Origin of the sequence: Prevotella melaninogenica (genome assembly GCF_018128065.1) — a bacterium.
Classification (GTDB): Bacteria; Bacteroidota; Bacteroidia; order Bacteroidales; family Bacteroidaceae; genus Prevotella.
In genome coordinates this window covers 731223-751197 of sequence record NZ_CP072360.1, presented here as the reverse complement: position 1 = coordinate 751197, position 19975 = coordinate 731223, and the positions used below count along the sequence as shown (strand labels likewise).

Here is a 19975-nt window from a genome sequence, read left to right as displayed (position 1 = left end):
CATGTTTTCTCAACGTAGGCAAAGTTAATAAAAAAAAACAAATAACCAATAGGAAAAAGGGTATTATTGACAAGGCTAAGGGAGAATGCCTCAATTAGCCTTATTAGTCCAATTGACCCAATAAACCCAATAACCAAAAACAGGGACAAGCCTCGCTTGTCCCTGTTTTTAGACTCTTCACTGCCACAAAGGGCAGCTCATTAATTATTCACCGTACCGCCAACAATATCGAGCAACTCAGACGTGATGGCTGCCTGACGCGACTTGTTATACTGCAAGTTGAGTCCACGAAGCAGGTCGTCAGCATTATCTGTTGCGGTCTGCATAGCAACCATTCGCGCTGCATGCTCAGAGGCATTACTGTCTAAAAGGGCAGTGTAAACCATGTGATTCAGCAGTTTCGGTACCAATGTTGTCAAGACTGTGCGCAGGTCTGGCTCAATGATGAAGTTATCATTCAGAGGAACAACAGCCTCATTATTAGACTTCTGTGTTCCAGACTGTCCTTTCCTCTTGAGATATTCCTGTGCAGCCTTCGTTGCGATATTTGATGAAAGATCGCGCGTAGAGTCGGCATTGACTTCTTCCTCAAGGTCAATTGGAAGGAAATTCTTACGTTGGAGAATCTGGCTTCCTACACTCTTGAAATGATGGTAGATAATCTCCACCTTATCAAACTCGCCCTTCAACCATTTCTGGCTTAACTCCATGGCAATATTGCGACACTCCTCAAAATTTGGTTTATCAGCAAGCAACGGATAAGGATATACACAGGTATACCCATGCTTTTTTGCTGATTCATACACTTTTCGTCCTACAGGATAGATGACAATATCCTTGTCGGTCAAGCCCTGCGCATGATATTCGTCTATCGTATGCTGCATCAGCTTGATGACATTCGCATTGAATCCACCACAGAGAGAACTGTTTGAGGAGAACACGAGTAAGGCAACACGTTTCACCGGTCTCTGCTCGTCAAACGGAGTATCCGTATCGGGCGTAGAGACAAGGAAAGCCTTAAGAATGTGTTCGAGCATAGCCGCGTATGGAAGCATACTCTCGATGGCATTCTGGGCATGGTGTAACTTACTCGACGCAACCATCTTCATCGCACTCGTAATCTTACGAGTACTCTGAACACTGGCTATACGAGTCTTGATTTCCTTTAAGGATGCCATTCTGTATTGTCTTTATTTATATTGTCCGGCAATATTGCCCATGACTTCTTCGATTACCTTGATAGAAGTGTCTTCGAGGTTACCAGCAGCCAAATCGATGATGACATCGGCATGAGCAGTGCGCATAGTGTCGAGGAACTGGTCCTGGCACTGGCGAACCTGCTCAACAGGTACGTCGCGCATCAAGCCGTGTACACCGCAGTAGAGGATAGCAATCTGCTCACCCACAGGCATTGGACTGTACTGTGGCTGGATAAGTAACTGGTTGTTCTTACGTCCACGGTCGAGGGTCATCGCTGTGACCTTGTCCATATCTGATGAGAACTTAGAGAATGCCTCCAACTCACGATACTGTGCCATATCAATCTTCAACGTACCAGCTACCTTCTTCATACTCTTAACCTGTGCTGAACCACCTACACGAGATACGGAGATACCTACGTTAATAGCTGGACGGAAGCCCTGATTGAAGAGGTCTGACTCAAGATAAATCTGACCATCGGTAATGGAAATCACGTTAGTAGGGATGTAGGCTGACACGTCACCTGCCTGTGTCTCAATGATAGGCAATGCAGTGAGTGAACCACCACCACGTACATAGCCCTTCATACACTCTGGGAGGTCGTTCATCTTCTCTGCAATCTCCTGCTGGTTGTTGATACGTGCAGCGCGCTCAAGCAGACGAGAGTGGAGATAGAAGACGTCACCCGGATAAGCCTCACGACCTGAAGGACGACGGAGAATCAATGATACCTCACGATAGGCAACAGCCTGCTTTGACAAGTCATCGTAGATAACGAGGGCTGAGTAGCCACGATCGCGGAAGTACTCACCAATGGCAGCACCGGCAAATGGAGCATAATACTGCATAGCAGCAGGATCAGCCGCTGTAGCACTTACGATAATTGTATAAGGCATTGCGCCATGCTCCTTGAGGTTCTGTACCAATGTAGCAACGGTAGAAGCTTTCTGACCGATGGCAACATAGATACAATAAACAGGATTACCCTGCTCGTAGAAGCTCTTCTGATTGATGATAGCATCAACGGCAATGGCTGTCTTACCTGTCTGGCGGTCACCAATGATAAGCTCACGCTGACCACGACCGATAGGAATCATTGAGTCAACAGCCTTCAGACCCGTCTGGAGTGGTTCCTTCACTGGCTGACGATAGATAACACCTGGCGCCTTACGGTCCAATGGCATTTCGAAAGAGTCAGTCAAGTCGATTTCACCCTTACCATCGATAGCCTCTCCAAGCGGATTGACTACACGTCCCAAGAAGTTGTCATTGACACGGATAGAGGCAATACGGTGTGTACGCTTCACGCTCTGACCTTCCTTGATACCTTCAGTAGGACCAAGAAGGACACAACCTACATTGTCTTCCTCCAAGTTCATGACAATAGCCATGGTGCCATTCTCAAATTCAAGCAACTCGTTGGCTTCAGCATTGCGAAGACCATAGACACGTGCTACACCGTCGCTGACGGTCAGTACGCTACCGACTTCATCAAACTTCTCCTCAGAGTTGATGCCTTGAAGTTCTTTCAAAAGAATCTCAGACACCTCACTTGGTTTAATTTTATCTGACATGTTATTAATCTAATTACTTTTTTAATTGTGTGAGGATAGCATTCAGTTTGCTCTTCACGCTGGCGTCCATTCTGTAAGTATCGTACTCAAGAATAAAGCCACCTATGAGTGAAGGGTCAACCTCAGTGTTGAACTCAACGGTTCCCTGTGCTCTGGATTGTACCAGTGCTTTCATCTTGTCTTCCGTCTGGGAAGAGACAGGCGAGGCTGTGATGACCTTTCCGCGAATGATGTTCTTCTGCTTACGATACAGAGCGACATAGTCATTCGCCATAAGCTGTAGCAACTCCTCTCTATCACCCTTCAAGACAAGGGAAAGGAAATTACCAACAAGCTCAGGACAGTCGTCGCCACAGGCTACTTCCAATAGCTTGCGCTTCTTGTCCTTCGGAAGCATCGGGCTTTCAATCGTCATGCGGAGTTCGGGCACCTGAAGGTAATTCTGGGCAAGTGTTTGCATAATAGCATACACCTTGTCCTCGATACCTTGCTCACAGGCAGACTTCAATAGCGCACGAGCATAGCGAACCGATATTACACCTGTATTCATAAGCGATTATTTACTTTCTGTTCCGTTAGAAGAAGCAACTTCATCCAATAAGCTGTTGATAAGCTGAGTTTGCTCGGCAGAAGTAGCCAGTTCCTTATGCAGAATCTTCTCGGCAATCTGCACAGAAAGCTCTGCAACCTGCGAACGGATGTCGCGGATGGCAGCCTGCTTCTGACTTTCAATCTCTGCCTTGGCTTCAGAAAGGATGCGAGCACTCTCGTCGCGTGCTTTCTCCTGTGCCTGTCCGACTATGGTGTCACGTGTCTCAGACGCCTCTCTAAGGATTTGCGCCTGTTTCTCACGTGCCTCCATAAGCAGATCCTCACCTTGTTTCTGAATGTTGGCAAGCCTCAAGTTGGCTTCTTCTGCCTTTGCAAGACTCTCGTCAATATACTCCTTGCGCTCGTTCACCATCTTAATGATAGAAGGGAATCCCCACTTCCATAAGATGAAGAAGACCACTAAGAAGACGAGGGTCATCCAAAAGAGTAAGCCACTATCTGGCAATAATAATGACATAAGCTGCTAAATTACTTTTCTTACCAATTTGTTTAATAATTCTCTGAGTAGTTTAGAATACACAGAGGAGAGCGATAATTGCAGCGAAGAAGGCAACACCCTCAACCAATGCGGCTGCAATAATCATAGCAGAACGAAGCTCACCGATCTTCTCTGGCTGGCGAGCCATAGCGTCCATAGCCTGACCACCGATACGACCTATACCAAGACCTGCGCCTACGGCTGCGATACCTGCACCGATAGCGGCGCCTAACTTTGCAGTTTCTGCTGCTAATAACAATGATGTCAACATAGTTTCTTTCTTTTAATTATTAATTATTTTTTATTTCTTATCTATTAATAGGGGGATGAGAAGTATTTACCTCCTTCACTCCTTCTTATCCTTCTGCCTCATGAACACGTGCCAAAGAGATAAACACAGCACTCAACATCGTGAAGACCAGAGCTTGAATAAAGCTAACCAAAATCTCCAAAAGCATCATGAAGATACTCATACCCACACTCACAATCGTCATGGAAGAACTTAGGACAACACCCATCGTTGCCATGATGAAGATGATACAGGTTAAAGCCAGCGCAATAGCATGTCCTGCCATCATATTGGCAAAAAGACGAACCATCAATGCGAAAGGTTTTGTGAAGATACCAAATATCTCTATCACAGGCATCAAAGGCACTGGAACTTTCAACCATGCGGGTACGTCTGGCCAAAAGATATCTTTCCAATAATGCTTTGTTCCTGAGAAATTGGTTACTAAGAACGTACAAATAGCCAAGAAGAAAGTGATGGTTATATTACCCGTAAGGTTACCACCTCCTGGTGGGAATGGCACAATACCCATGACATTAGCCACGAAGATGAAGAAGAAACACGTCAGAAGATAAGGTGCATACTTCTCTGAGTCCTTACCTAATGTCGGTTTAATAACCTCATCATAGACATACATCACAAACATATGCATCAGACCAGTGAAGCCTTTTGGTGCCTTATCGGTAACCTTATGGCGACGACACCAGCGTGCTGGAATCAAGATACACAGTAAGAGAATGATGGCATCAATGAAGAGTACACACACCGACTTCGTGATAGAGAGGTCAAGAGGGCGCACTTCTGTGCCGTCCTTCTGCAACTCAACGATGCGACGTTCGTAGTTCCCCTTCGTTGCAATGAATAGGTCTGGGTTGTTTTTACAAGGACGATAGCCCGCATGTGGACCTTCTTCTAACGGCTCTTCAGCAAAGTCCTCAGCACAACCCGTGTACCAACCATTTGATGTCTTCACAATGACTGGCAGGTTGATGATGATTGGCTTATCACCGATATTGGTTACATGCCACTCGTATGAGTCCTTAATATGTCCCCACAATATCTCCTGCAGGTTAACACCCTCCCCTTTACTCTCTGATGCGGCAGCACCAGGCAGAAGCAGGAAGAGCATCATCACCATACAAATCAGATGCTTGAGATATTTCATTCGTTAATTATTAATTTTATTGTTCTTTTCCACTTTGTAAAAATAGACGGTATCGAATGCCAACAGCACAAGATAGAATATCATAAAGATAACGACAAAGCCGATTACCATTGCGCGTTCTTTCACCACCATTGCATAAACGACAACAGTCAAGAATGCCAACAGCATGCGAAAACCAGAGCCCGCAAGATAGAAGTTATTCATAACCGTGGGCGACTGACTGGCTATCGCTTTCCATGCTCCTCCATAGATGGAAGAGGTGATAAGTGAGTAAACAGCACTGATAGTCAGCAAATTGATATAAGCCGTTTGCTGCGTTAGCTGCACAACGAATAAGCCAATAAGATAAAGACCTGCGATAATCCACAAGTTATTCTTATAGTACTTCTTATACACTTTGTTAACATCCATCATCCGTATTCAGCTGTCTGTCGGTTATATCTTTTAGATTTCTACGCAAAGACTGACCAAGTTCTTCTTCACCTCAACGAATCCGCCAACGATATGAAGTTCCTTAGTATCACCTTTTACGCTGTAAGCTACCTTGCCTTCAACGAGTGTAGAGATGATAGGCGCGTGATTATTGAGAATCTCAAATGGTCCCACTGTACCAGGAACCAGCACACTATCCACCTCGCCTGTAAAGACAATCCTTTCGGGAGAAACTATTCTAAGTGTCAACATAGACAATTCAATTATTATTCAGTTTATGCAAGAAGATGATTACTTAGTAGCCTCCAAAAGACGCTTAGCCTTCTCCTTGACATCCTCTATCGTACCAACGTTCAAGAACGCCTGCTCTGGGAGGTCGTCAACCTCACCATTCAAGATAGCGTTGAAGCCCTTGATGGTTTCCTCGATTGGCACCATAACACCCTTAACACCAGTGAACTGCTCAGCAACAGTAAATGGCTGAGAGAGGAAACGCTGTACACGACGAGCGCGGTTCACAACCAACTTATCCTCGTCTGACAACTCGTCCATACCCAAGATGGCAATGATATCCTGCAATTCGTTATAGTGCTGAAGCAACTGCTTTACTCTCTGCGCACACTCATAGTGGTCCTTACCAACAATCAGTGGGTCAAGAATACGTGAGGTACTACCCAATGGATCTACCGCAGGATAGATACCAAGCTCGGTAATCTTACGGCTCAACTCTGTTGTTGCATCCAAGTGGGTAAAGGTAGTAGCTGGAGCAGGGTCGGTCAAGTCGTCAGCAGGCACGTAAACCGCCTGTACTGAAGTAATTGAACCATGCTTTGTAGAAGTAATACGCTCCTGCATCGCACCCATCTCACTTGCCAAAGTAGGCTGATAACCTACGGCTGATGGCATACGACCCAACAACGCTGATACCTCAGAACCAGCCTGCGTGAAACGGAAGATGTTATCGATGAAGAACATGATATCTGCTGCCTCACCATTCTTACCTCCGTGATCGCGGAACTCCTCAGCAACGGTCAGACCAGAGAGTGCCACTGATGCACGTGCCCCTGGTGGCTCATTCATCTGTCCATAGACAAGTGTTGCCTGCGACTTCTGCAATTCTTCCTGATCAACAAGCGAAAGGTCCCACTTGCCTTCATCCATTGCCTTGCGGAACTTCTCACCATAACGGATAACACCTGACTCCAACATATCGCGAATCAAGTCATTACCCTCACGTGTACGTTCACCTACACCGGCAAATACAGAGTAACCATTGTGACCCTTAGCGATGTTGTTAATCAACTCCATGATAAGCACCGTCTTACCTACACCGGCACCACCAAAGAGACCAATCTTACCACCCTTCATATAAGGCTCAAGCAAGTCGATGACCTTAATACCGGTCTGAAGCATCTCCTTATGCGTAGAGAGGTCTTCAAACTTTGGCGCCTCGCGGTGGATAGGATAAGCACCTTCCATACTCAGTGCCTCCATACCATCGATAGGCTGACCGATAACGTTCATCATACGACCCTTAATCTGGTCACCAGCTGGCATAACGATAGGACTGCCTGTTGGCACAACCTCAAGGTTACGCTGCAGACCATCCGTATTATCCATAGCCACACAGCGCACGGTGTCTTCACCAATATGCTGCTGTACCTCGATAATCAAATCCTGCCCATTCGCACGTTTTACGCGTAGGGCATCATGAATCTTTGGCAGAACCTTCTCAGGATTCTCTCCCTTAGTATCAAAGTAGACATCGATAACTGGACCGATAATCTGGGAGATGCGCCCATTAATCTGTGACATAAATATCTTTGTTGTTTTTATTATTATTTCCTCTATATATAAATAAGGTGGAAAGACCCCTCTTAGATGCTCAACTCGTCGAGAACCTTAATAAGTTTCTTGTCGAAAGGCTTATCTGAACGGATTGCCTCAGACAATGGAACATAAACCACCTCATTGTTTCTAACACCTACCATAATATTACGTTGTCCCTGCATAATGGCCTCAATAGCACCAACACCCGTACTACTTGCAAGGATACGGTCGCGTGCTGAAGGGCGACCACCACGCTGCAAGTGGCCAAGAATTGACACACGTACGTCATAATCAGGGAACTCCTTGCGTACACGGTCAGCATAATACATAGCTCCACACTTAGGGCTCTCAGAGACAATGACGATACAACTTCTCTTAGACTTACGAATACCACGTTCCATGAAGCGACCCAACTGGTCGACGTTAGTAGAGTCTTCTGGAATAATCGCTGCCTCTGCACCACTCGCAATAGCCGAGTTCTGTGCAAGGAAACCAGCATCACGTCCCATCACCTCTACAAAGAAGATGCGCTCGTGGCTCTGGGCGGTATCACGAATACGGTCGACACACTCCATAATTGTGTTCATCGTCGTGTCATAACCGATGGTGCTGTCCGTACCATAGAGGTCATTATCTATCGTACCTGGCAGACCGATGCAACAGAAATCAAACTCCTGTGCAAACATCATCGCACCCGTCAACGAGCCATTACCACCAATGACAACCAGCGCATCAATACCCTCCTTGACAAGGTTATCGTATGCCTGCTGACGTCCTTCCATCGTTTTAAAACCTTTTGAGCGTGCCGTCTTGAGTATTGTACCGCCCTGACCGATAATACCGCTAACATTCTCAGTGGTAAAAGGCTTAATGTCATCCGTAATCAATCCCTCATAACCACGATAGACACCTTTGATTTCAAAACCATTATAGATGCCAGCTCTGGTCACAGCACGTATTGCTGCATTCATTCCAGGGGCGTCACCGCCAGAGGTCAGAATACCTATTGTCTTTATTTTGCCCATATATAGTCTTAGAACTCTTTTTTTATTAAATCTAAGCGCAAAGATAACAAATAAAAAGTACAAAAGCAAAGTTGATAAGGAAAAAAATTGGAATTAAACCCAAATCGGTCATTAAACCACAATATATATCGTTCTTATTACTATGGTATTGTTTCCTAACAACCGATTTGGGTTAAATCAGAAAAGGGGAAGAAGGTATATCTCCTCCCAATCACACAAAGAGCCACCAGCAACCACCAAGCAGTCCCTTCCCTTGAGGGTATATCAAAATTGAGACACCCTCAAGGGAAGGGACTACTACTCTTTCTGTGGATTCGATATGTACACAAACTACCTCAACTCATGCACTGCATATGGTGCACCAGAGGTTTTTACCTTGAGGATCTCGTAGGTGGCAGTGGCTGGATGATAGACGGAATAGCCCATACCTTGGTCGGTGGACATACCGAAGATGATGTCATTACCCGACTTACAGAGGGTTGCAGCCCACCCAGCTGTGGCAGAGAGGTCCAACTTTGTACAGCTCTTATTGTAGAGATTAATCTCGAAAGGTTGGAAGCATTTATCGTGGACATAGTCTGGTGGATTGCTTGCAGCACCTGGTATGTTGAGGTAAGCATACACCTTTCCGTTGCCGCCATACACCTTCACGTACGCATACGACGTCTTATTACCTTTGACACCCACTAAGTTAACATCCGCAAGGGTGAAGCAGTAGGATTTATCAAAGTCTGTCTGACCTTTCTTAATACGCAGAAATCCCTCCTTGACACCAGGCTGATAGCCAAACATCGCTACACAATAAAAATAGATATCACCCTTCTCATCGATGAAAGGGTCGCCAGCTGGCGACTCACCAGAGGCCATTGAGACACGAGGATCACTAACGACTTTGATAGGTTTATCGGTTTTTGTGTCAATCAAAGCCACGTAAGCCCCTGCTTCACAGACGTATGTAGACTTCATCTGACTAAGTGCCACGTAGAGTATTCCGTCTCTTATGACAGATGCGGCAGGCTCAGGATTATTGTCACCAGCGGCTTTCCCCAAGGAGTACTCCGCCAAATCAATCTCTCCAACCTTCTCCATTGTGGTAGGATTGATGATGATTACCTTTCCTAACCCATGACAAGAGACGTATGCCTTATGGTCGGAAGCAAAGGTGATGTACATTGCTGCAGCCCCACTTGGGAGTAGGATAGTATTCCCCTCCTGCACTAACTTTCCCTCTTTCTGGGCATATTTATAGATGTGTTCGGTGTCGGTTATATACACTTTCCCCTTATATACGAAGGAAAAAGCACCCTTCGGCATCACCAGCGCATTATCGGTATTGAGCGAGCCAACGTTCATGTCTTTGAAAACACTTACGTATGTATTGTCTCCGATGTTAACACTATGGACGAAACCCATCTCCGTCTTTGCCGGTGCAGGCGGTGTGTCAGGTGAGTCTTTGTCGCAAGATAGTAGTCCGACGGTCGTTAGCAGCATGATAGCTGCGGCTAAGAAATAATGTTTCATTGTGTTTTGATTAAAGAAGTTAATAATTATAAGCTCATTGCCCCACCTGCCAGTTTGTCTCTGAACAGGTTGAAGCGTAGTTTTGCCTTTAATGTTCTTCCGGGTAGAGGCATCTTAAATTCCATGTAGTTCTCCTTGTTGAAGACGTTTTCTAACTCAAGGCTCAGTGACATATTATTATGCCATAAAGACTGTTGGAGGCCTATCGTAAAGATATCATTGGATGGGATACGCCATTTCCTACGCTCCTCTGTGAGTGTACTCATCTGCCACCCCCAGTCAAACTCACCCACATGCGACACGTCAATATATACTCTCGACAGCTCTCGGCGCCCTATCAAGCCCTCTGCATGGTACTCCATGCCATAGTTATAGTAAAAGGCAGGGATGTTAGGGACGTGCTTATTATAGGTAGGGTTGCTCGTTCCTTGTTCGTCATTAAACCATCTTTGCCTGTCTCGGATATCCTGTAAGGTCAGATTAAAGTAGAGATAGACATTGCGTGTGACGTCCACTTTCACGTCAGTGTCCATTCCGATGGTCCTTGTCTTCCCTAAGTTCGTATAGATAGAACGTGTGTCAGCAGGGAAGAGTCTTATCATGTTCTTCATCATCATATAGTAGAAATTCGTCTCCCACTGTACCCTCATGAGTCCACATAGTCCTCTTCTATCGACGATAAAGCCAAGGTTCAGATTATTCCCCACCTCTGGCTGCAGGTTCACCGACGGTTTGATGCTTATCCCATTGCCAAAGAGTTCGCCCGTATCAGGTATCCTCACATTATGCGAGAACGACAGTTTCGCCCGCACATCCTTCCACAGTTCATAGCTGAAGCCCTCACTGAATCCATAATACGCCCGTTCCACACGGGTCTGCTTCGGTGCTAACTCGTCTGTTGCCTGCCCTTTCGCCAGCGCGTCACTGGTTCTGTATATCTTTGAATTAAGGTAGTATATGCTGATTGTCAATGCGTTTTGAAACCGATGATTAGCCGAGACAAACAGATGACTGAGGCCGATGTTGTTAGCAGTCATCCTACTTGGATAGGCACTGGGGTCAAAGCCAAGATAGTCTTTCATGCCTTCGTCCTTAGGAGTATAAGCCGAGTAGGCGTATTGGTCATTGAGATTAAGAGTGTGCCGACCCCGTGTATATTTCAAGTTAAACTTACTCCGCACTTCAAACTGCCGATCATGCGACTCGTTAAAAAGATTGTCGTCCGTCTCTCCTACGGCTTGTGTGACTGTTCCGTCCCACTGTCTCCTCGTAGTGGCGGTGTCTGTCATATTCGAGCGGATAATGGGAGTGACGATAGTGTACTTCATATCTAATCCTTTAACGAGGAAGTCTTGTTTCTCCAACACGAGGTTTGGCATGATATTTATCCCTTTTGTATAGGCATGACGAGCGTCGAAATTAAGCGCCTGTATTCCCTTCTTGTTCTGATAAAAGGCACATTCTAAGTCGAACTTATCAAAGTAAAGTTTCCTAAACCCTAACCCAACATGATAAAAATTGGCTTCGTAATAGTCGTTCCTACGTCTCACCTTTCTATATGCCGATGCAGGCAGATTGGTCTCGAACACTGGCCACGACATCATATAGTCGTTTTTCGACTTATTCTTAAAGAAGGCCACGTTAAATAATACCCCCGGTCGGCTAAAGAGCTTTTGTCCACTTACGAGTGTCTTCACCGTCCCAAAGGATGCCAGTTCTTGTGTGAAGCCCACCAAGTCGCACTCGTCTTCTCGCGTGACGATATTGATAGCGCCTCCTAAGCCATCTCCGCCATACTCCGCAGGAACAATCCCTTTATATACCTCGATATACTTGATGACATCTATCGGGATGTCATTAATATCAAAGGACCCGTCAGGACTGTTCAGTGGGAACCCATCAATATACACCGCCACACGCTTCCCTTCTAAGCCATGAACCGAGATGCGCGACGCACTCCCCAGTCCACCTGCCTTCCGAACCTTAATTCCTGATGTCCTCGTCAGTATCTCCTCAATGCTACTCGACCGTCCTCTCAGTTTCGCACCATCCACAACTGTCACGGCCATAGGGCTTTGTCGTATCTGGTTTATCTCTGCACTCTGTGCCGAACTCCACACGACAACCTCACGCAACGAGGTCGATGAGGGTTCAAGATAGTAGTCTCTTGTCACATCACCACCCGCCGCAACGACCTCCCTAAGCCGTTTGTAGCCTACTGCCGACACCTCTATCGTATAGGCACCCGCTGCGGTAATCGTCAGCTCATAACCGCCTGTCCTGTCAGAGAGCACCTTCTGCTTCGTTCCTTTAACTGCTATGCACGCTCCACAGATAGGAGTCGACGTCTCTTTCTCCACTATCTTACCCCTTAACAGCCGTTGAGCCGCCACGAGCAGAGGGCACAGACATAACATTGTAATAAGAATTAATCTCTTCATACTTAACTTATTGTTTTATGAGTTCTTGCCACCCTGCCGTATTATAGCATATATATTCGGCCAAAGCCTGCCTCACTTCCTCCTTCCGAAGGTCGGGGTTCATCACAATCTCACCGATGATGGTCACCCATGTAGAGGCGCTGATACGAAAGAAGAGAGGCGACACTCTCGTCCCCACCTGCTCCATGTAAGTTTTACTTATCGCCACTTGTTCGTCGATAAAGTTCTCACGGAAATTCTCCAAGGAGGTACCCTGCGACTCAAAGAGCAGTAGTCTCAGTTCTTCCTTATATAAGAAAATGATACGAAGCATTTCCTTTAGAAAATTCTTCTGCCGTTGTGAGGAGAAATCAAGGTGCTTTTCTTCGTGTTCACCCTTACTATGCGACGCCATTCGTTCGCCTATCGCAGAGAGTAGCGGATGCAGGACAGCACATAAGATATCGTCCTTTGTCTTAAAATAATTATATATATTCCCCAGCACAACACCAGACTTAGCCGAGATTGTACGCATCGATGTCTTTCTATATCCACACTTAACAAATTCACTGCGGGCAGCCATAACAATCCTACTCCGCACATCTTCTTTTAATGTTTTCATTATTATCTTATTAACGGACAATGTTTTGTTTTGTTCATAAAAAAAAGCGTATTGCATTCAACCTGCAATACGCTTTCTTCCACTTGACGTTCTATGGCATACTAATCGTTTCTCCATTCTGTCGATTTTTGCTGCAAAGATAGGCAAAGATTTCCATCTTGTCAATACTTACTAATAGGTATTTTAACCCAAATCGATTATTAGAGCCTGAACATATTTTGTTTTATCATCGAGCAGCTTGTTTGTCTTTTAGGCGCAGGCGTAGCGGGCTACGTCAAGTTACAAAGACAGACAAGATGCCGATAAGAAAATAAAAGCTGTTAGGAAACAATATCATATCACCGTAAATCTGTGCCCTCTATGAGAAAATTCATCCGCACAACGTTATGAAATATTGTTACAAAATAGCAAGAAAAAAGGTGGAATAAAAGACTAAAAACAAGTATTTTAAACATCATCGTAACCCTCTTTCTTTCAAGTAGTTGCAAGGATGGCTTTCAAAAGGGCGTTAGTAAGACTTCAAAAGGGCGTTAGTAAGAGGCTTAAAGGGCATCTTTTGCAAGCCAGAAGGGCGTCTTTAAGAAGTCAAATGAGCATCTTTAGATTTTTAAGACCTGAATTTTCTTTACAAAGAAGAATGGTAAATGAAAATGGAAAGGAGAGAAAGAAAGGTGAAAAGGTAAAATGGTAAAAAAGATAATGCTCAAAGGGTAAACCATTATCTCACTGAACACACAAATGGACAGAAGAAAAAAATCTTCTCATCCAATAGTATTATTTATAGCATCAAACACTTTTAACAAAAATTTATTCTTATGCGAGGCAAGATATTTAGAATATTGCTTTTAAATAAGCGAAATCAATTCGATAAAAAGAATATTTTCAACTTAATATAAACCCAAAACTAAAACAATGGAAATGAAAAGTATTTTCAAAACAATGGTGATGGCAGCTCTCTGCCTTGGTACAGTAACTCTCGCATCTTGCAGTGATGACAATGGTGACAAAAACACTGGTCTGAAGTTCAGTACTACTAAAGTTAATGTGGCTCCCAGTGCCTCTGCAAACGTAACTATTGGTAATGGAACACAACCTTTCACTGTTAAGTCTACTGACGAAAAGGTTGCCACCGCAAAGATTAACAAGAATATCCTGACCGTTACAGGAGTTAAAGAGGGCAAGGCATCCATTACTGTTACCGATAAGAACAAGCACTTCGGTACCATCTCTGTCAATGTAGTTACACCACTTGCCTTTGACAAGACAAGCGTAAATATTGCCGTTGGTAAGATGGAAGATGTTAACATCAAAACAGGTAAGGCTCCATATATGGTTACCTCGAAAGATCCCAAGATTGCAACTGCTACTGTTAAGGATGCTAAGATTTCCATCAAGGGCGTGAAGGCAGGGACAACAACTGTTAACGTACTTGACAAGAACAAGTTGGCTGGTACAATAACCGTAACTGTAAAATAAAAAAGCACTACACAGGATTAGAGTGTAGCAAAATGCAAAAAAAACTGACACCTTTCTATTTGTAAGTATATTTAAAGTCTCTTAACAAGTAAAAGACCATTTCTTTACTCGATAACGGGTTTTGAAATGGTCTTTTTCCATTAAGGTGGGTTCTATTAATTTGCATTGTCATATTTCAAGACTATCTTCGAGGGCAAATTGATAAGTTATGCGAGCATAACGACTGAGCGAGGAACCCATGATTTAATAATTTTATTTCGGTGGTAATTAATAGAACCCACCTAAAGCATAATGTTGTAAGAGTGACTTCCCACCATCTTCATTGTTCCTTTTAATCAATGACTATTGGTTAGGAAAGAGACTGGAGTAAGGCTATTTATTTCTACCTACAATCCCTCTCAACCAAAAGTACAACTCTTCCTGCAAACGGAAAAGGGACCACGAGAAGCGGAGGGGTATATAACCGAATTTTCTTTTGATAGAAGGGCTTACTTGTTTTAAATTGATAGTTTGCCAAACATGATGCATGACGGATAAGCCATGCTGGCAGTCAGCTTCAGAGAGTTCATTACGATGGAGATAATAAAACATATAAACACCCACCAAGTTGAGCCATCTCACCGTCTCGAAACAACGGAGGGTCTCCTCTGATGCACCCAAAGAAAGAAGCTGACGACGCATACTCTCGTTCGCTAAGAGAAAGTCGAAACGGCGAACACTGATGTTATGTGTTGTGGAAGAAGTGTGCTGTCGATAATAATAAACACCCTCACAAAAAGCCACCTTACGTGAATAATAATAATGAATACGTGTGGTATTATCATCGCTGTATGCTCGTTGCGACTCATCGTAAGGGTGCGCCTTATGAATGGCATTGCGCACAACATAACAGCCATGAATCTGCCAAGTAAGACTCGCCCGAAAAGCCTCATCACCAGTCATCGTAGTAAAAGGTGACATCTGATAATCCTTCATACTTCCGTCTGTATAAGCATAAAGCAGACGAAACAAGACACTATCAACATCGTCTCGGAACGATTCACATACCTTCTCCAAAGCATCTTGACTGAGCCAGTCATCACTATCCACAAAGCCGATATAATCGCCTGTGGCATGAGACAATCCCACATTCCGAGTATGTGCTTGTCCGCTATTCTCCTTTAGGGCAAAGACTTTGACGCGATTGTCCTTTTCAGCATACTGATGCAGAAGAGCCAAAGAGTTATCCGTAGATGCATCATCGACACAGATAACCTCAATATCTTTCAAGGTTTGCGACAACAGCGAATCAAGGCACTGCGGTAGGTAAGCTGCTGTGTTATAAACGGCTACAAGTATACTAATCTTTGGCATGGCGAACAAACTTATTCTTCACTTTACTTACTAAGGCATTCCATAGTCCCGACTTCGCTTTCATCACACGGAGAGAAACTATCGTACTGACAACGCATAACAAACTGGCTACGCCCCACCGCATCCACTCGTCATCAGAACGCACACAAAGAAGCACAAGGAGTCCGATTGAGAAATGAATTGCGGCATAGCGCATCACTGATGAGGACAGACGATAACCATAACGAGCGTAAGCATAGCCATAGACACAGACAAGATTGAGCAGACCAGCTCCTGCTATGCCTAATCCCGCACCGAAGAGTCCCCACTTCCAAAAGCCAAGAAGCACGAGTGCAACAAAGAAAATATCATACAATCCCTCTAAGAGTAGATAGGATTTTGAGTCGCCCTTTGCTAAAGAAATATACTCTACAGGGAGCCGAATAGCACGGATATACATCGCTAATACCAACACTTGCGCCATGCTGAGGGCTGGAAGGAACTTATCGGAATAAAGGAAAAGAATCAGCTGGGGCAGGAATAAGAGGAAGAAAGTCAGCAAAGGAGAGATGAGAAGGAGTGTCACTTCTATCTGTCGGTTGACAATCTGATTAAAAGTAAACTTCAAATTGTTTGCTCCAGAGAGACGTGGAAAGTAGTCGGTCTCCATCGCTGAGAAGATCATTCCTGCATAAACCATCGTCATCATAAAGGCTGAATTATAGAAACCAACGGTCTCAATCTCAGCAACATTATTAAGGTAACTGCGTATAATCAGTTCTGCACCAGAGCCCAAAACTCCGGCAAAGACAAAGGCTGTACCCAATCGAATCATGTCCCATCCCTTACCTAAAAATGCCTTTTGGAAAGAGACACGGAAAGGATATAGGCGAAAAGAAACGACTATCGTCAATATCAACTGCACCAATGCCATCAATACCAACGAAGGAACAATAGCGGAATTACCGAAGAAATAATAAAGGGGAACGGTTAAGACTAAGGCTGCCAACACATTATAAACAGAAATAGCAGCTAACGCACGCAACTTACGAACGCCTTTAAGAATCGCAAACTCGCCTCCTGCCAAGGCTGTCAATGCCACACAAGGGGAAAGAAGGATGAAATGAAGCGTGTGACCGTCCCACGAAAAAGTGTAACGGCTAAGCAACGGACTGAGAAAGATGCAAACAAAAAATCCCAACAAGGCTGCAAGCAGACTCCATGAACGCACAACGGCAATGTCTTCTGTCAGTTTCTTCTCATCATTCTTATCGTAATCCTCTGATATATTGCGCACTGCACTCATAGATATACCAAAGTTTGTAGAGTCGCTGATGAGCTTAGTTGTGGAATTAAAAAGCGAGATAAGTCCTACTCCCTGCGGTCCGAGCAGCATTGCAACAAACTTGTTGCGAACGATACCAATCAGCACATTAAGCACCTGTACACCACCAAAGAGGCTGATGTACTTCAAGATATGCAGATAGCTGTCAGGATTAGAGGCTTTTTTCATCATATTATCTAACGGATTTAAAAGTTTTTATTATTTTTGCATCAAACAATTATTACATGAGACTATCTATCATTATCCCCATCTATAACGTTGAAGACGCACTCCAGCGATGTTTGGATAGCGTGTTGGCGCAGGTAGATGAGACGATGGAGGTGGTGCTCATTGATGATGGGTCGACGGATTCCTCTGGGAAGATAGCGGAAGAAATGACGGTAGGGAGAGCGAATTGTAAACTTATCCGACAAGAAAACAGCGGTCTTTCGGCAGCAAGAAATGCAGGAATAGAAGTGGCAATGGGGGATTATCTCACCTTTGTCGACTCTGACGACTTTGTTAGCAAGGGCACATATGCGGCGCAGTTGGCTGTATTAGCAGAACATCCCGACTATGATATTCTTGAATATCCAGCCCTGCTCTTTTATGGAAGTACGACGAAGCAACGACTGCTGACTTTCTCTGATACAACCATCAGTTCTATCCGTGACTATTGGCTGGACGGAGGTCACCTACACACCTATGCTTGGAACAAGCTTTATCGTCGCGAACTCTTTACGGATATCCGCTTCCCATCGGGTAAAGTCTTTGAAGATGTCTATACTTATCCTTTCTTGTTACAGCGGGCAAAGGTAGTGGCAACAACGTCTGCGGGACTGTATTATTATTGTCAGAACGATAAAGGCATTACCGCTCAGGCTTGCGGAAAAGAATTGAACGACTTATTGGAGGCGCATCTAAAGCACCTCAAGCTATGGGGCGAACTGACACCTGCGTATTATCAGGCATTGGTTAATATTCAAATAGATGTCTACGAGGCTACTCACGCTGCCCCTATCCTACCCGTTCTGCCCTATAAAGGAACCTTGAAACTCTTTATTCTCCACTTAATAGGATTAAAACGCTTATGTCAACTCAACCAGTTTATTCACAAAATAAGGAAGATAAGCCCCTTGTAAGCTTTATCATTACTTACTATAGCGAGCCTGTTGATATGCTAAAGGAGTGTATCAGCAGTATCTTGGCATTGAGTCTGAACGAGACGGAACGCCAGATTATCGTCGTAGATGATGGTGCAGAGTATTCACCTATCAACGAATTGCTTACCCTTTCATCGAATATTGTCTACGTACGTCAGCCTAATCAGGGGTTAGGACAGGCACGAAACATGGGTATAGCGTTGGCTGAGGGAAGCTTTATCCAGTTTATTGATGGCGACGACCTCCTGCTAACAAGTCCTTACGAGCAGTGTTTGGACATCATCAGATACCGCGAAACGGATATGATTTTGTTCCAGTCAACTGATAAGAAAACCGCAAAACCAATTGCTGATGCGGAGGGTCCGATAAGCGGAACGGAGTATATGACGCACCATAACCTGTGTGGTAGCGTGTGTGCCTACCTTTTCCGTAAGGAGATTCTGCACGACCTGCGTTTTCCAAAGGGCGTACTTCACGAGGACGAAGCTTTTACGCCACAGATTATGTTGCGGGTAGACAACCTTTATACAACGAAAAACAAGGCTTATTACTATCGCAAACGGGAGAACTCTATCATGCATAATCGTGACAAACGTTGGCACATCCATCGTCTATCCGATGCCGAACAAGTAATCTATCGTTTGAAAGAGCGGGTCGACTATCTCCCTGTCAAAGAGCGTATTGCAATGGAACGACGCATCGCCCAACTGACAATGGACCACATATACAACGTTATGATGCTGACACATGATGAGACTCATCTCAATCACGTGCTGCAACGTCTGTCCCGACATGGGCTTTTCCCCCTGCCTGATAAGGACTATACAAGTAAGTATAAGTGGTTCAGAAGAATGACAAACAGCAGTTTCGGGCGTAAGACTTTGATAATGCTGTTAAGGCTAAACAAGAGATAAAACGCAAATAGATACGGTATCTATCTATCATCTACGAATAGCTCATTCCCTTATCAACTGATTATTGTAAACTATTTTCATGTAGTTCAAAACCAATACATGCTCTTTTGGCTTCTAAAAGACGGCTAATTGACTTGCAATAGATGCCCTTTAAGCCTCTTACTAACGCCCTTTTGAAGTCCTATTAAGCACCTTTTGGGAATCACCTTTGCAACTACTTGATAGCAAAACACTTACAAGGGTGTTGAAACGGCTTGTTTTTAGTCTTTTTCTCCGTCTTTTCATCGAATATTTTGTCAATATATTTCTTATCCTATTGGATTTAAATTTCACACGGAGACACGGAGTTTACGGAGAGCTTTTTATTGAAACGTAGCCCACAGAGACACCGTCGGTGCAGGGAGCAACGGAGAAAACAACCCATAAAACTTGTATAAATGTAATTTATAAGTTACCTTTGCCATGAAATACAGAGAAGTTAAAAGACTGAGAGGAGGGACAAAAAATGAAGAATATCAAAACGATCGACCTAAAAAAAACATATACTATGGTTTAAAAGGTACTCCTAAACATGGCGCTTTAGAACGTGATAACCATG

18 protein-coding genes are annotated in these 19975 nt (G+C 44.4%); 3 read left to right on the top strand and 15 right to left on the bottom strand.

All coding sequences use genetic code 11. From position 1 onward, the window contains the following. Positions 1 to 200: 200 nt before the first annotated feature. The 13 genes from J5A56_RS08855 to J5A56_RS08795 all read right to left on the bottom strand — a co-directional run bounded on the left by J5A56_RS08855 (position 201) and on the right by J5A56_RS08795 (position 13168). Positions 201 to 1178: a F0F1 ATP synthase subunit gamma gene (locus J5A56_RS08855; RefSeq protein WP_021671842.1), complete on the bottom strand. Its 978-nt coding sequence runs from the start codon at positions 1176 to 1178 to the stop codon at positions 201 to 203. Positions 1179 to 1190: 12 nt separating this feature from the next. Beyond that, entirely contained in the window at positions 1191 to 2774 is a 1584-nt protein-coding gene (gene atpA / locus J5A56_RS08850; RefSeq protein WP_004360683.1) for a F0F1 ATP synthase subunit alpha, read from the bottom strand. A gap of 13 nt (positions 2775 to 2787) precedes the next feature. Continuing rightward, entirely contained in the window at positions 2788 to 3324 is a 537-nt protein-coding gene (locus J5A56_RS08845; RefSeq protein ID WP_004360681.1) for a F0F1 ATP synthase subunit delta, read from the bottom strand. 6 nt (positions 3325 to 3330) lie between these two features. Next, positions 3331 to 3843 (bottom strand): F0F1 ATP synthase subunit B, encoded by a 513-nt coding sequence (gene atpF, locus J5A56_RS08840; protein WP_004360679.1) that lies wholly within the window; start codon positions 3841 to 3843, stop codon positions 3331 to 3333. A gap of 52 nt (positions 3844 to 3895) precedes the next feature. Then, a complete protein-coding gene (gene atpE / locus J5A56_RS08835; protein WP_004360677.1) occupies positions 3896 to 4135 on the bottom strand; it encodes an ATP synthase F0 subunit C in 240 nt (79 codons plus the stop codon). Between the two features lie 85 nt (positions 4136 to 4220). Further along, on the bottom strand, positions 4221 to 5318 hold the full coding sequence (gene atpB, locus J5A56_RS08830) for a F0F1 ATP synthase subunit A (protein WP_021671843.1): 1098 nt from the start codon (positions 5316 to 5318) through the stop codon (positions 4221 to 4223). A 3-nt stretch (positions 5319 to 5321) separates the two neighbouring features. Next, positions 5322 to 5732, bottom strand: coding sequence for a hypothetical protein (locus tag J5A56_RS08825; RefSeq protein WP_004360674.1), 411 nt, complete (start codon positions 5730 to 5732; stop codon positions 5322 to 5324). Between the two features lie 30 nt (positions 5733 to 5762). Continuing rightward, positions 5763 to 6002: a F0F1 ATP synthase subunit epsilon gene (locus J5A56_RS08820; RefSeq protein WP_004360672.1), complete on the bottom strand. Its 240-nt coding sequence runs from the start codon at positions 6000 to 6002 to the stop codon at positions 5763 to 5765. Positions 6003 to 6041: 39 nt separating this feature from the next. Next, positions 6042 to 7565: a F0F1 ATP synthase subunit beta gene (gene atpD, locus J5A56_RS08815; protein ID WP_021671844.1), complete on the bottom strand. Its 1524-nt coding sequence runs from the start codon at positions 7563 to 7565 to the stop codon at positions 6042 to 6044. Between the two features lie 62 nt (positions 7566 to 7627). Next, entirely contained in the window at positions 7628 to 8605 is a 978-nt protein-coding gene (gene pfkA, locus J5A56_RS08810) for a 6-phosphofructokinase (protein ID WP_013265475.1), read from the bottom strand. 330 nt (positions 8606 to 8935) lie between these two features. After that, on the bottom strand, positions 8936 to 10126 hold the full coding sequence (locus J5A56_RS08805) for a YncE family protein (protein WP_021671845.1): 1191 nt from the start codon (positions 10124 to 10126) through the stop codon (positions 8936 to 8938). Positions 10127 to 10152: 26 nt separating this feature from the next. Then, complete coding sequence (locus J5A56_RS08800; protein ID WP_021671846.1) at positions 10153 to 12567, bottom strand: TonB-dependent receptor; 2415 nt, start codon at positions 12565 to 12567, stop codon at positions 10153 to 10155. Between the two features lie 7 nt (positions 12568 to 12574). After that, a complete protein-coding gene (locus J5A56_RS08795) occupies positions 12575 to 13168 on the bottom strand; it encodes a TetR/AcrR family transcriptional regulator (protein WP_036919847.1) in 594 nt (197 codons plus the stop codon). Between the two features lie 912 nt (positions 13169 to 14080). Between J5A56_RS08795 and J5A56_RS08790 the strand changes: the two genes are divergently transcribed. Next, positions 14081 to 14644, top strand: a complete 564-nt coding sequence (locus J5A56_RS08790) for a pilus assembly protein N-terminal domain-containing protein (protein ID WP_021671849.1) — start codon at positions 14081 to 14083, stop codon at positions 14642 to 14644. 372 nt (positions 14645 to 15016) lie between these two features. On the opposite strand, the gene J5A56_RS08785 is transcribed toward J5A56_RS08790, so the two are convergent. Both J5A56_RS08785 and J5A56_RS08780 read right to left on the bottom strand, forming a co-directional pair. Continuing rightward, the gene (locus J5A56_RS08785) at positions 15017 to 15997 is read right to left on the bottom strand and encodes a glycosyltransferase family 2 protein (protein WP_021671850.1); all 981 of its coding nucleotides are present in this window, start codon (positions 15995 to 15997) and stop codon (positions 15017 to 15019) included. Next, complete coding sequence (locus J5A56_RS08780; RefSeq protein ID WP_036919851.1) at positions 15984 to 17489, bottom strand: oligosaccharide flippase family protein; 1506 nt, start codon at positions 17487 to 17489, stop codon at positions 15984 to 15986. Before J5A56_RS08780 ends, J5A56_RS08785 begins: the two co-directional genes overlap by 14 nt. Positions 17490 to 17545: 56 nt before the next feature. On the opposite strand from J5A56_RS08780, the gene J5A56_RS08775 reads away from it, so the two are divergent. Next, the gene (locus J5A56_RS08775; RefSeq protein ID WP_021671852.1) at positions 17546 to 18442 is read left to right on the top strand and encodes a glycosyltransferase family 2 protein; all 897 of its coding nucleotides are present in this window, start codon (positions 17546 to 17548) and stop codon (positions 18440 to 18442) included. Beyond that, entirely contained in the window at positions 18391 to 19377 is a 987-nt protein-coding gene (locus tag J5A56_RS08770; protein ID WP_021671853.1) for a glycosyltransferase family 2 protein, read from the top strand. The genes J5A56_RS08775 and J5A56_RS08770 overlap by 52 nt, the downstream gene beginning before the upstream one ends. Positions 19378 to 19975 lie beyond the last annotated feature (598 nt).